The organism is Siphonobacter sp. BAB-5405, from assembly GCF_002872335.1.
GTDB lineage: Bacteria > Bacteroidota > Bacteroidia > Cytophagales > Spirosomataceae > Siphonobacter.
Map to the genome: position 1 here is coordinate 33422 of NZ_NJAG01000015.1, position 15652 is coordinate 49073.

The following is a 15652-nucleotide window of genomic DNA, read 5'->3' on the forward strand; positions in this document are numbered from 1 at the left end:
TGAATTATTATATATAATCTAAAATAAGAACTATTTTTTCTTTTCCCTAGGGTTGACTAAAAATACACTGTTTCGCCATAGCCCTTGCCTATGGTAAATGTGAAGCCAACAAACCAATCTTTTTCTCTGTAGCAGCCATTTTTTCTATCGCGTAAATAACCGCCATTACTCTTAGGTATGAGATAAGAATAAATCAACCATTGCTGAGTTGCTTGGTTAACCGTGATCATTACTGTACGAACAAAAATTGAGCATTGGTATTTTTTTAGTTTTGTGTTTAGACAAGCAGTGCTTAGGGGAGATAGTTTGTAGTTAATTAAAACTATGAATATATTATTCATATAGTCTCTTGCTATCTAAAAATCCGTTCATTTATTGCTTTATATTTGGTCTATTCTTATAAGAAGTAGCGTAAAGAATATGAAGCATAAAAACATTTTAACGCTTAGTATTGCCTTAACAGTCAAATACCCATTTATAGGCATTTTATTATTCAGTTATATTTAGTCCATTTGTTCGTATATCCAATTCAGTGTTTAAGTTTTAATTTTTACATAGCAAACTTATTTTTAACTATAAATGAGCTTGCTATACACCCATCAATTAACCTAATCTCTGTATGAAACACATTCTACTTCTGGTAGCGGTTCTGGCATGTACATGCATGAGTGCCCATGCAAAAATCTGGCGAGTTAATAATAATAACGGAGTTGCCGCTGATTTTACCACTTTGCAGGCCGCTCATAATGGTGCAGCGTCCGGTGATACACTACACTTGGAAGGCTCACCCACTAGTTATGGCTCGCTAACCTCAGTTAAAAAGCTGGTTATTTTAGGCCCTGGTTACTTTTTGGATCTAAATTCTGGGCTCCAGGTTTTAACACTGTCAGCAACCGTTTCAGCTGTAACCTGTAATGTAGGAGCAGAGGGTTCAATTTTTATGGGTTTAGATTTTGATAGTGGTAGTTTATCGATTTATTGCAATGACATTACTGTAAAAAGAAATAAGTTTTCGCGTATCAGCTCAAATATTCCAGATCAAAATACAGGAGTAATTTATTTATACAATAAGCAAAACGCTAGCACGCCCGTAACGAACATTTTAATCAATCAAAATTACGGCGTTACGATTCATATTGTCTATGCATCCAACGGTATCATCATCACCAATAACTACATAGCATACAATGCATCTTCTGGCGAAAACACAAATGCAACAGCTTTAAGCATGCATGCAGATGCCGTTGTTATTCTGCAGAATAATATATTTCGACGGGGAAAAGTGACGGCTCATAACAGCACCATCACCAACAACATCCTTTACGCAGGAACTTTCGAAGGAACAGGCAATCTTATTTCCAATAATATTGCGTCAGGCACGCAGTTTGGCTCGCAAAATGGCAATAAAGCGAACGTTAACATGAGTACGGTTTTCGAAGCCACTACGAATGGAGACGCCTATTGGAAATTAAAAGCCGGCTCTCCCGCTCTTGCTGCTGGTTACGGAAGTACTGCTCAAAACTCCATTGATTGCGGCATCTTTAGCGGACCAGCTCCCTATGTGCTTTCTGGGATTCCACCCATACCTGCGATTTATTTCTTCACGAATCAACCCGTCGGCAGCAATAGTGATCCAATAGATGTAACTATTAAGGTGCGATCCAACAACTAGGCACTAAGCATATTCTTTCTCCGTCAATCTACTAGAATACTGCTGGTATGAGACTACTATATACCTATGGGATTAGGTTGATAGCATTGCTATGCTGTTTGTTACCCTTTCGACTAAGTGCCCAACAAATCTCGCAACTTGAGTATTTCGTTGATAAAGATCCAGGATTCGGTAAAGCCGCCCCCGTTTCTATTACGGCTAGTCAAGACATCACGGCCAACTTCTCGGTGGACGTCAAAAACTTATCGACAGGCTTTCATACGTTATATGTGCGGTCAAAAGTAAAACCCTACCAGGTAAATGAGGGAGCTGTGACTGTGACCAAGGGCGGCTGGTCGTTGACTCAAACGCGTGTATTTTACAAGGAAACGTTTGACACCCCAGCTCTCACATCCGCTAAAATCATCCAGGGCGAATATTTTATTGATGTAGATCCGAGTTTTGGAAAGGGCAAGAATGTATCCATTACCTCAGTGGCGGACTCTAGCCGAACGTCTTTGACGTTTGATCTCACAACGTTACCCAGTGGCTTTCATCGCCTGTATGTTCGTTTTAAAGACAACAAAGGGCATTGGAGCCTTACGCAAATGCGAACCTTTTATAAGGAAAATGTATCTTTAGAATCCTCTACTTTAGTTCCGCTTGTTGCAGGTGAGTATTTCATCGATCAGGATCCGGGCTTTGGTCAGGGGAAATCCATTTCCTTTACGCGTGGTATAGATATTAACAATGTTTCGCTAATCTGTGACCTCAGTGGCCTATCGCCAGGATTTCATCGACTTTATACACGCTTTAAAAATGCCACGGGGCATTGGGGACAGACGGCTAATCGTACGTTTTACAAAGATGTCAGCCTTGCCCCCACAAGCACATTGCCTAAAATCCTTCAGGGCGAATATTTTGTTGATGTAGACCCAGGCTTTGGTAAGGCAAAAGTCATTTCCCTACCTGGCGGTACTACCTCCACCAGTGTAGACTTTGCGGTTGATGTTTCAAGCTTATCCAGTGGTGTCCATCAACTCTACACCCGCATCAAAAACGAAAATGGAAGCTGGAGCCAAACGAATGTCCGATCTTTTTACAAGCAGGATTTCCCTCAGACGCAGCCACCTTCTGAAATTACACAGGTCGAATATTTTCTGGATCAAGACCCTGGCTTTGGAAAAGGAAAACAGCTCGCCTTTACCCCTGCAACAACTATTGATGCTTTGGTCTTTGAAATTGATGCTCAGAATCTTGCCTTAGGTGATCATATGCTCTACGTGAGAGCTAAAAATAAGCAAGGACAATGGGGGATTACTAATCGGAGTACATTCCGCGTAGAGCCACCAACAGGGGTCTTTGTTACCATGGGAGTACTCGAAACGGTGCTCTGCATAGGCAAGCAGGTTTCCATTCCTTTTACTGTCAATAGTCCGTTTTCGGAAGGTAATGTATTTACGGCTCAGCTGTCAGATGCGAAAGGCGACTTTTCATCACCTCAAAATTTAGGCACCTTTCGGAGCACTTCGTCTGGAACCATTGTTGGAACCATTCCTTATTCTATGCCACCGGGCAGCAATTACCGCATTCGGATTACCTCCAGTAATCCCGTTCGGATTAGTACTGTGAACAGCATCCCTTTAAGTATTAGCCGCGTGCCTTCCGTATTTAGTGTAACAGGAGATACGGTTTCCTGCATAGGCGTTAAAACCTACGCTTTGAAAAACGCAGATGCTACTGCGGGGCTGTATAAGTGGTCTCTTTCTGGTGGAGGCAGCTTGCAGTCTAATGGTACTACATCTACGATTCAGTGGGCCACGCCTGGCCTGCATACGATCCGGGTTAACTATACTGGCGTCTGTGCGGGAAGTGACTCCATGAAAACACTCGCTGTAAATGTGTTCAATGAATCTCTGACGGGTAGTTTTCAAAACCTGCTTCCACAGGATAATGAAACGAATTTATCCATGCCTGTAGCTTTTACCTGGTCTCCTATAGCCAAGGCTACACTTTATGATCTGTATATCTGGCCTAAAAATTCCTCCAAACCAACGGTTCCTACTATTGCCAATATCAGCACGATTAATCACGTCGTTTCTGATACGAATCTGATCCGCAATAACCAAACCTATCAATGGCAGGTGGTTGCTAAACGTGACTGTAAAGAGTTAACGAGCCCTGTTAGGTCCTTCCAGACAAGTCAACTGCCCGATTTAGTGGTAGAGTCTATGTCTGCTCCAACTACAGCGATTTCAGAAACAGAATTGACGGTTAACTGGACGATCAAAAACCAGGGAAAAGGGGGAACTAGTAGTTCTTGGTTTGATGAAGTCTATTTGTGTGATCAGCCTGATCTGGATAAAAGCACGCAAAAGTTTTTAATGGGCAGAGTTGCTAATTTAACCGCTCTATCGGCGGGGCAATCATACCGGGCGGTTAATCTAAGCTTTAAAATTCCGCAGGCCGTACAAGGAGATTACTATATCATTGTTACTGCTAATGCTACCCGTTCCATTCGAGAAAGTAGCCTGACGAATAATCAAAAAATCAGCTCCACGCTAAAGATTTCTTTAGCACCTCCACCAGACTTGCAAGTGACGGCCGTAACGGTTTCGCCGTTGAATGCTTTTTCTGGTGGTGAAGTCACACTGGTATACACGGTTTCTAATAAAGGGACAGGACCTACAACCGCAACCAGCTGGACTGATCAAGTGTTTATCAGCAAAGAACAAACGGTTAATGTAACTACAGATAAAATTCTGTATACGTATAGCAGGCAGGGTTCGCTAAATAAAGAAGGTTCCTATCAGGTAACCCAAAGGCTAAAACTACCGCTGGATCTCTCAGGCCTGTATTACGTTCATGTGGTGACGGATCGCTACAATGGGGTTTTTGAATACAACCGGGAAGACAATAATAGTCTAAGTAGTCTTGCCATGACAATTATTCAAAGACCGAACCCCAATTTGGTCGTTAATAACGTTGGCAGCTCAGTCACGCAAGCATCAGCAGGTCAAACTATTACAGTCAATTGGACAACGGCTAATGACGGGGCTCTAACGGCTATACCAAGCTGGGCGGACGGAGTTTATCTTTCATCGGAGCAAACATTCAATGCTACCTCCGCACGTTTAATTTCTCAGTTGACTCGACGGGATAGCCTATTTTCACTCAGCAGCGTTCAAACGCAGCAGAATGTCCAGATTCCACTCAATCTTAAAGAAGGGGACTATTATCTATTCGTCGTAGCCGACCTGTACAAACAAGTCTATGAAAATACGGATGAGTCCGATAATATTGCCCTCGCAACAGGTAAAATCAAGGTTTTGAATCCGGACTTGAAACCAGAAAGCCTATCCAGCCCCTCTACCGCTGCTTCAGAAACAACCATAGCATTGCAATGGAAAGTAAAAAACGAAAGTGCCGCCACTCTTTATACCGGGCAATGGATAGATCGAATTTACTTGTCCAAAGATCAAACCTTTGATCCAGCATCCGATGTGCTACTAGTTGAAAATCCTTCTAATCAATTGCTTGACCCAGGCGGAGAATATACTAAAAATGCTTCTGCCATTTTACCTCCGTACCTTTCTGGAACGTATTACCTGATCTTGGTAAGTGACGCTACCAACACCATTTTTGAACGTATTGAAACGAATAACCTTGTCACGGCTCCTCTTACCCTTACCCTTTCTTCGTGGGCTGATCTGGAAGTAACGACGCTCGTAACGCCTTCCGTAGATACGCTGGGGACACCAATAACTATTCGGTATACGGTTAGGAACAATGGAGCTGGAGCCCTGCTTAATAAAAGCTGGACAGATGCGATCTACTTGTCGCCTACGCCCGTTCTCAATGAATCCACTCGGGTTCTACTCGGCACTACTCATCAGAGCCGTAGTCTCACGAGTGGACAATCGTATAACCAGCAAACCGGTTTCTCCAGTCCCAGTAACCTCCCGGCTGGTTCCTACTACATTGCCGTTCGATCGGATATTGATCAGGTTATTTTTGAAAATGGATCTAAAGCGAATAACGAAAAGCTAGCGAGCACCCCCACTAAACTCGTAACCTTACCTGCTACGGACTTGGCTGTATCAACAGCCTCTATTCTTAATTCTACTGTTATCGCAGGTCAGACTGTGAATGTACAATGGTCGGTTAAAAATAATAGTGCAAGCCCAACTGCAGTTCCAACGTGGTCAGATGCCGTTTACCTGAGTACGAATGCTACGTGGGATGCTTCGGATGCGTTGTTGGGAAGTATTGCAGTTATTTCTCCTTTAACGCCAGGTAGTTCTTATACCAGTAACCTAACAGTTACGCTACCACAGGATATCAGCGGAAACGTGTTCTTCATCGTTGTCACGGATCGTCAGCAACAGTTAGCAGACCCGAACCGGTCTAATAACAGTCAAACCATGCGTTTAGCGAACGGGAATACAAGCATTCCCGTTGTGACACCTCCACCCGTGGACTTGGTTCCTACGCTGCTAGCACCTCCTGCCAATGCTATCGCTGCTCAGCCACTAACAATTCGTTACAAGGTAAAAAATAACGGTCTGGGTTCGACACCAGCTCAGACGTGGATTGATCAATTCTATCTGTCTACCGATACGCAGTTAGGAACGAATGATCTACTGTTGGGGTCTCGCTCACACTCAGCAACATTAGCAGCAGGAACAGAATACATAGATACACTACAGTTCATTATCCCTGCGAATGTGAATGGAAATTACTACCTGCTCTTTAAAACAGATGCCACGAACGCCGTCTTTGAACGAGGTAATGAAAATAACAATGTGGTTCATGCAAATTTGTTTATTAACCAGCAGCAACCCTCCGATCTCATCGTTAAGGATGTAACACTGCCCAGTGGACAGTCTTTTGCAGGAGAAAAAATCGCTATTCGTTGGACGCTCAACAACATCGGAACGAATGCTTCCAAGGGAATCCTTCGTGAAGCAGTATATATCTCACAAGATGGGATTTGGGATGCAACAGATGTATTACTAGGTACATTAGAAAGTGTAATTAACCTTTCGGCTCAAGCGAGTACTGTTCATACGCTGGAAAAACCATTAGCAAACCTGCCTACTGGCCAGTATTACGCCATTGTCAAAACGGACATTCTCAATACTATTGTTGAGCAAAATGAAACCAACAATCAGGCGGTATCAACCAACACCTTCGCCGTCTCTGTCAAAGAATTACGCTTAAATACCTTGACAGCTGCAACGCTACCAGCGACGGCTCCGCTGTATTACCGGGTTGAAATTCCGGCTTCTCTAGCAGGTGAAACCTTGGCTTTGACCTTAAAAGGAGATTCAACGAAAGGTGCCATCAACCGGCTTTTTATCCGTCAGGGAAGCATGCCTACCGTTAATCAATATGAGTACAGCGGGGCTACACCTTTCCTGGCTAATCAGGAATTAATAATACCGTCTTTGGAGGCTGGAACGTATTACTTGTTAGTGACCGGTGGATATTCGACGGCACAAAATCAACCCGTTTCACTTTTTGCGAGAATCATTCCATTTGGAATTAAAACGGTCGATGCTAACCAAGGCGGAAACACGGGTTTAGCGACCTTGAAAATCACTGGTGCTCGGTTCGATTCTCATACCAGTTTCCGACTTAGGAAAGGCGGCTCGGAGTCCATTACGGCGTATCGCATACAGTACATAGATCAGACGCTGGTTTACGTCACATTCAATCTGCTCAACAAGCCCCTTGGCTTATACGATGTAGAGGCCGTGCAAGCTGGCGGGACTACTGCTGTGTTGCCAAAGAGCTTCACCATTACACAAGGAACGGGTAATCTCTTTACGTCCACCAATGCTGGCACTACGGTTGGATCTGGTTTTGTGTGTTCCATTACAAACGTCGGATTTGAAGATCAGTTTGAAACCGAACTCTTAACTCCGGCGAGTGTCCGTTTTGCAGCAGTAACGTCCTTCATCGTTAGCTATCAGAATAATGGATCGGTGGATATCCCAGTTCCTACAAAATACCTACTCTCCTTGAATGAGAATAACCCGGTTGCCTTTTCGGTCGATCAGTTAAAAGCGAACAACAGCGAGCTGGTACTCGAGTTCAAGGAAGAGGGAGGGCCTCCAGGCATTCTTCGACCCGGAGCCAAAGGCTTTTTCAAGGTTTATACGGTTTCGAATAATCGTACTATTCCGTCCATTGATATTGTAATCACCGATTAATTGTCTATACCCCCAACGTCTATGGTCCGCCTGCTGTTTGTCGCAAGCTTTCTTTTCATGGGCCTTGCCAGTCCTGAGCTGTTGGCACAGAACCGGACCCGGCCTACGGTTCCGGTCCCCAATGGTTTTGAAGTCAATAGCTATACGGGTAATCTTTACCACCGTCGAACCGATGTCAGTATACTCGCTCAGGGTATGCCCATTGACGTTACGTTTTCGTACAACGTCAGTCGTCGTTCGCGGAACTGGGGTTTAGGGAAAGGCTGGACTTTCACTTACAATATGGCCTATTACCCCGATCCAAAAGGAATTTGGGTTGAACAAGCCGATGGTCGTCGGGATTTTTATTTGAAAGCAGGTGCTAGTTACAACTCCCCGACAGGCATTTACGACGTATTGAGAGAGTATGAATCGGGTAAATTCTACGTCGAAACCAAAGAAGGACTACGGTATTACTTCGACAATTCCCGTCATAAACGACTGACCCGAATGCAGGATCTGGATGGCAATCAGATTAATCTAGCTTATTCGGATACCCTGTTACAGTCACTTACCCATTCCTCGGGTCATACCTTACAATTTACCTGGACGCAGGGACGTTTGGCGACAATCGAGGATCGTACCTGTTCGCCTGAACGTAAGTTGACTTACGAATATGACCAGGATGGTAACCCATCCAAGGTAACGAATCCTATCGGTGATTACGTTCGTTATTACGCGGATACGTCTGCTCGCATCACGGGATATACGGACGAAGGAGGAAATAACATGAGTTTCCTTTATAACCGTAATGGGGCCGTTTCCCGAGTGATTTCCTGTGCCACCAGCCACACCTTCAGCTATCTATCTCGTCAGTTTAAAACCTTCGTCGCCGAACAGGTCAACGGACAGAATGTAGTGACCACTTACACCTTTGATGAAAAGGGCCGCGTCACTGAAAAAAATGGGAATTGCTGTGGCTATCATCTCGAATATGGTTACGATGCCAATAACAACATCATTCGTTTGACGGATGGCAACAAGAAAGCAACCCTTTACGCCTATGACGCTAGAGGAAATGTACTGAAAGAAACGGATCCGGCTGGCCATGTGACTTCCTATACCTATGATCCGGTTTTAAATCGAGTTACCAGTATAACGGATAAAAAGAGCAACAAAACCACTTATACATACGATGCTAAGGGTCACTTACTAACCATTAGTAAGCCGCTAGGCAGTACTGAAAAATCTACCTACGACGCCAAAGGTAACCGCCAGTCCTATACGAACGCTAACAATGCAACCGCCAGCTATACCTACAATGCTGCTGGATTGCTGACGCAAACAACCGACCCTGAAGGCGGTATTCGGACGTTCACGTATGACTGCTACGGCAACCTTTTGACGGAAACCGACGCGAATGAAAACCAGACTTCTTACGCCTACAACGCTCTGAATCAGCGGATCAAAATGACAGACGCTTTAGGTCAAGTGACAACGTATACCTATAACAAGCTTCGTCTGCTGGAATCAGAAAAGAATGCCTTAGGAAAAACCACGCGATACGAGTATGATGGGTTAGGAAGGCGCATCAAAACCACATTTCCGATGGGAAACAGTACGCTGTCCGAATATGATGGGCAAGGCAACCTCATCAGGGAAACTGACAGCCGGGGAAGTGTCACCCAATATTCCTATAACAGTCGTAAGCAGCCTTTATCAATCACGGATGGCTTGGGACATACGGTCTTCTACGAGTACGACGGAGCCGGCAATAAAACCAGTGAAACGGATAAGAATGGTAACATCACCCGATTCACGTATGATGACCTGTATCGTCTGATTAAAGTTACCGACGCTTTGAGTGGCGTTACTACCTACAGTTACGATGCGATGGGAAACCGCATCGCCGAGATTGATCCGAATGGGAACACGACGACTTACCAATATGATGCCTTGCAACGGCTCGTAAAAACGACCGACCCTTTCCAAAAGTCGGAAGAATATGCGTATGACGCGGTAGGCAACCGTCTATCGGTAAAAGACAAAACAGACCGTATCACCGCGGCCACTTACGATAAACTCAATCGACGTAAAACACTCACCGATGCGTTGGGTGGAGTAACGACGTTCACGTATGATGCAATGGGAAATAGGGCGTCGGAAAAAGACCCGTTGAACCGTACCACTACCTATAACTACGATGCCCTGGGTCGTCTGATGCGTGTGACAAACCCTCTGAATGAAGTAACGGCCTATACATATGACGCCTTAGGAAACGAAAAAACAGTTACTCATCCCAATGGCAAACTCGAAACGCATACTTACGATGACAATAGTCAGCTGTTGGCGACAACGGATCAACTGGGGGCAATCATTGCCTATACATATGATGCCAACGGTAATGTGCTCACAGAAAAAGACGGTAACGGCAATAGTACCTCCTTCCAATACGATGCCAATGACCGGCTAATTAAAACCACCTTTCCCAATCAAACGACGATTCAGCGGGCTTATGATGCCAATGGCAACAAGATTAAAGAGATTGACCAGAAAGGGAATGTGACGCTCTTGGTGTATGATAAACTCAATCGGACCACGACCTTGACCGATCCTTTGGGGCACCCCAACCGCTTTGTTTATGATGCAAAAGGCAATTTGGTCAATATTCTGGATGCCAAGGGGAATGCAACGTCCTATACGTACGACGCTCGCAACCAGGTTGCTTTGCAAACCTATGCAGATGGTTCAACCAAACGCTTTGCCTACGATGCAGCTGGACGGTTAATCGAAAAAACGACGGGTAACGGGACCAAGATTCAATATACCTATGACGCTCTGGGACGAATGACTGAACGTCAATACCCTGGCAATGTCAAGGAAACCCTGACGTATGACGCTACTGGCTTTCTCACCAAAGCGGCTAACGCGAATGCAATCATCACACTCTCCTACGATGCTGCTGGGCGGTTGCTAAAAGAAGATAACAATGGTAAGGCGACGACTTATACCCACAACCCTTCTGGGAAGACGAAGACTATAACTTACCCCGGAGGAACGAAGATCGAATGGACGCTTGATGTGCGGGATCGACTGCTCGACATCAAGAAAAATGGGGCTTCGTTGGCTGGCTTGCAATACGACGGAGCGGATCGACTAATGAAGAAAACGTTTCAAAACGGAACGTCCGCCAGCTACAGCTACGATAAGATGAACAATTTGTTGAGTCTGACGGCAACGCCTGCGTCCCAGTTAAATCTACGCTATCAATACGACGCGGCGGATCAACGAACATTAACGGAACGAGTGCATAAACCCACCCGCTCAGAGCAGTACGGCTATGATGCCAATTTTCAGCTAATCAGTGCGAAAGTTGGGCAGTATAGTAACAATCAGCTCAGCCCTAACCTGAATTTTCAATACACCTACGATGCTTTAGGCAATCGAACTAAAGCAGTAGAAGGCTCGACGGAGAAGACCTATTCGTCCAACTACGTCAACCAATACACAGCCATCAATACAAATGGCAGCAACGCTCCTCCGGTATATGACCGAAATGGGAACCTGCTTAGCGATGGGCTCAATACCTATACTTATGACTTTGAAAACCGGGTCACCTCCATCCAGAAGGGAACGGATCGGATAACATATGCTTATGATGCCCTAGGACGCCGCATCAGCCGAACCCAAAACGGTATGACCACCCAATATTACTACGATCTAGATCAAGTAATTGAGGAAGTGACAGGTACGTCAACCAAAACCTATGTGTATCGAGACGGGATTGATCAAATACTCTACAGCAACACCGCAGGCAAAGACTACTTCTACCAGACCGACGATCTCAATACGGTTCAATCAATAACTGACGGCTCGGGAAATTTACTGGAATATTATACCTACGACCCATTTGGCACTCCTCATGTCTTTAGTCCAGCAGATGTAGAGCTAGCAGCTTCTTCCATTAATAATCTGCTATATACGGGAAGACCTTACGAATTTGCTTTTAAAACTTATCATTATCGGAATCGAGAGTTAAATCCGATCTTGGGACGTTTTGCTCAGAGGGATCCGCTAGAGTATATCGATGGGCTTAACAATTATGCTTATGTTAATAATAACACCATTAATGCAACGGATCCATTAGGAACAATTCGAGTAAGCCAAGCAATTGCATCAGGCATTGGGATCGTTGGAAATATAGGAGGAATTGTTGGTGGGATTGGATTAGCTTCTACTGGAGGAGGACTGATCTTAGGGGGTGCTATATTAGTTAATTCTACATATGGCTTAGCTGCAAATTTAGCGAATTTTTGGAATGCTGTCAATGATAGTGAAGGGCCAAGTACTGGGGCACTATTTAATGATATAGCCCGTAAAATTAATCCATGCAGCGAATTTTTACAAGGAGTAGCAACTGGGGCAGATCTTGCATTGAATTTGGGAGGACTTGCAATAGCAAGGAAAGCAGCTAATATTGCTGCTAAATCAAGTCTTAAACCTTTGGGTTTGGGTTCTACTGGAAGAACAGAACCAGTAAATCTCACAGAAAAGTTGGCAATGGAGGAAATTATGTCTAATCCTAAACTTGGTAATAAAGTAATGGAGGGGCTAAAAGATGAGCGTTGGCTAGGTTGGGATAAAATGCAATATACTCACACTTCATTGGACGGAACTAAAACTACCATACATTATGTAGGAAAGATAGAAAATGGAGTTCTGAAAGCAGTTGACGATTTTAAATTCAAGTAATCTCATGAAAGTTCGTTGCATATTTAATACAGGTAAAGCCCTTAGGGAGTTTGAGTACAGCACCCTAGGTAATCCGAGTGAATTTGGAAGATTTGGAGTTTCTGAATATAGTGAATATAATGAAATAAAAGTTGGTTCTACCTACCTGGTTATGGGATTGATAATTTTTAGAAACTATCAGGCTTATTTAATAGATGATGATGGATTTATAACTCTATGTCCATGTCAATTATTTGAGATAATTGATCATAATATAAGCCCAAATTGGCACTTTAGATTAATAGAAAAAAATGAAATGATATATCCTTTTATTCAATCTATATTTGGTTATTATGAGCTTTGTTTTGATATGAACTCATATGAAAATATTATTATAAATAGAGATGAAGTGGCTCAGCAAACATACTTCGTTAGGAAAATGGAATTAGAAGATACTTAGGTTGAATGTTTTGTACTATGCGTGGTACAGTAAATTCTTATTGGTAGATTTTTAAAATAAAAAATAATGAATTGATTGAAATATATTTCAATCAATTCATTATGAAAATATAAGTATAATTTATGTCATGTATAAACATATTTATACATGCCTCTATCTGTAATTCTATAATCATTAAGAATTTCAATCGTAATGAAATATCTATATGGAATACTAGTGTTTTTTTTGTCGCTAGGTATCTGCTTTCCCCAGACGAAGCCTCCCTGCAATCCAGGAGATTCAGAGGGTAAACCCGGTTGCCCCAGCGGCGATTGCTTAGAAAACTTACCTCCTGGCATTTCTATTCCAGTGGTTCGTGCTTCAGACCCCAATGAAATCATTGGCCGTCCGGGTTATGACACCTTAAGGCGTTGGGTGTCGGTCAAGCAGACGCAGGAATACAAGGTGCTATTTGAAAACGATCCAGATTTTGCCACGGCTCCGGCTCAGAACGTCACCATTTATGTCCCCATCCATGCCAAATTAAACCCATCTTCGCTCCGGGTTAGTGATTTTGGATTTGGCCGTTTTAATTTTTCCGTTCCGCCCAATACCAGCGTCTATACTAATCGCCTGGATGTGCGGGATAGTCTCGGTGTATTTGTTGACGTCACAGCGGGCCTGGATGTAACCAACCGTCGGGCATTTTGGATTTTCCAAAGCATCGATCCCGCGACGGGGTTAGCTGCTACCTTGCCGGCTAACGCAGGTTTTCTACCCGTCAATGACAGTCTGAAACACAATGGTGAGGGCTATGTTACATTCAGTCTTCTGCCTCTGAGCAATAGTCAAACCCAGGATACCATTTCAGCCCGGGCCAGCATCATATTTGATGTAGAAGAGATCATTGCCACTAATCTGTGGAAGAACACGATTGATGCAGGTATGCCTCAAAGCAAGGTCAAACCCATGGCAGCGGAAGCTCATGCCCGTTCCTTCAACGTTTCCTGGGAAGGAGCTGACGATTTACACGGCGTTGGCATTCGGGAGTATAGCTTATATGTGTCTGAAAATAGCGGGCCATTCTCTCTCTACAAATCTGGCTTAACTAGGGCTTCAACGCAATTTACCGGGGCCGTTGGTAATACCTACGGCTTCTTTACTCTGGCTACTGACTTGGTGGGGAACCAGGAGGCCATGAAATCAAGAGCTGATGCTTCCGTAAAAATTCTGGCCGAAACCGGCTTGCCCGTGCGATGGCTCTTCTTTAAAGGAAAACCAACAATCGAAGGAGTCTACCTCTCGTGGGCGACCGTCTGGGAAGTGAATACAGATCATTTTGTAATCGAACGATCTCTGGATGGTAAGCATTTCACCGATCTTGGCAAAATCACTGCTGCCGGAGAGTCCCGTGAAACGAGGAATTACCAATACCTGGATGCTGAAGCTTTGCAATTGAAAACCAACGTCCTCTATTACCGATTGGTGCAGGTGGATAAAGACGGTATTCGGAGCCATTCCTCCATCATTTCTGTTCAGCTTACCCCTGGCGGACCTGAGCCTACAGTTAAAGCATATCCCAACCCGTTTAAGCAGACCCTAACGTTAGAATTCGTCAATCTTGCTCCAACGTCTGAACGGGATCAGGTAGTATTATATTCAAGCGATGGAAAATCACTCTACAAGAAAAACCTGAAAAACGCCAACGGATCAACTATTTTACTGGATGAGTTACCAGTCCTGCCACGTGGTGTGTACGTTTTACGGGTATCTATTCAGGATAAGCAATATACGTTCAGGATGCTTAAGGAATAAGGAAACCGCGTCAGAGCGATTTTTTATAATGCTTCACTCAAGAGTGTCTGCATTTGTGGCACTTTGAAGTAATGCAATCAATATTCCTAACTGTTTAAATTCCAAAAGGAGAGACAATCACTAACTTAAAGCAATGAAAATTTTAAGTATTTTAATCACATGCTTATTGATGCAAGTCATATTACGATATCCAAATGGTAACACGGCCTGGAACGGATCTCTTGCAAAGCATCTGGATGGTAAACTTGCTTGGAATGGTAACCGTGCTAATTATTCTAATGGAACAGCTGCTTTTAAGGGCAAAACGGTTTATTATAAAGAGAATAAAAGATTATGGGACGGGCATATTGTTTACTATCCGGATAAAAATCATGCTTGGAACGGATCTATGTTGCGTTATCAATATAACACAGTTGCGTGGAGTGGTTCTCATGCCTATCAACCTAATGGTGAACCTGTTGCGAGAGTAGAGCGCAATCTAATTGGAGTGAATTTATCATCAATTAAAAAGGAGAATTTAGTATTATCACCTGAGATAACTTTAAAAATAAAAAAACTAAGAAGCAAAAGCTACTGTACAGGTATTATAATAAAACTAGGCCCAAACAATAATATTGAGATAGATAGAGAGAATAATACTGTAACCAATAAAATAGATCTATCCTCTGATATAAAAATTGAAATCATTGAAAAAGACAAAAAGAGTAATGTCTATTTATGGGTACTAGGCAAGAAAGTTATATGATTTGTAAAATAACACACTCGCTCCATGAGTAGAGATAATACTTTAGCCATTTCAGTAACTATTCTAAAAGGAAC

General features: G+C 43.5%; 6 protein-coding genes. All 6 read left to right on the forward strand.

The features are described 5' to 3' along the window. The first annotated feature begins 619 nt into the window (after nucleotides 1-619). Nucleotides 620-1672, forward strand: coding sequence for a hypothetical protein (locus tag BWI97_RS13930; protein WP_102201407.1), 1053 nt, complete (start codon nucleotides 620-622; stop codon nucleotides 1670-1672). Nucleotides 1673-1770: 98 nt separating this feature from the next. Next, nucleotides 1771-7869: a CARDB domain-containing protein gene (locus BWI97_RS13935; RefSeq protein ID WP_158242758.1), complete on the forward strand. Its 6099-nt coding sequence runs from the start codon at nucleotides 1771-1773 to the stop codon at nucleotides 7867-7869. A 21-nt stretch (nucleotides 7870-7890) separates the two neighbouring features. Continuing rightward, a complete protein-coding gene (locus BWI97_RS13940) occupies nucleotides 7891-12600 on the forward strand; it encodes an RHS repeat-associated core domain-containing protein (RefSeq protein ID WP_102201409.1) in 4710 nt (1569 codons plus the stop codon). Nucleotides 12601-12604: 4 nt separating this feature from the next. Then, nucleotides 12605-13039: a hypothetical protein gene (locus BWI97_RS13945; RefSeq protein WP_102201410.1), complete on the forward strand. Its 435-nt coding sequence runs from the start codon at nucleotides 12605-12607 to the stop codon at nucleotides 13037-13039. A 192-nt stretch (nucleotides 13040-13231) separates the two neighbouring features. Next, on the forward strand, nucleotides 13232-14833 hold the full coding sequence (locus BWI97_RS13950) for a T9SS type A sorting domain-containing protein (RefSeq protein WP_102201411.1): 1602 nt from the start codon (nucleotides 13232-13234) through the stop codon (nucleotides 14831-14833). Between the two features lie 133 nt (nucleotides 14834-14966). Then, nucleotides 14967-15578 (forward strand): hypothetical protein, encoded by a 612-nt coding sequence (locus BWI97_RS13955; RefSeq protein ID WP_102201412.1) that lies wholly within the window; start codon nucleotides 14967-14969, stop codon nucleotides 15576-15578. Nucleotides 15579-15652: the final 74 nt, after the last annotated feature.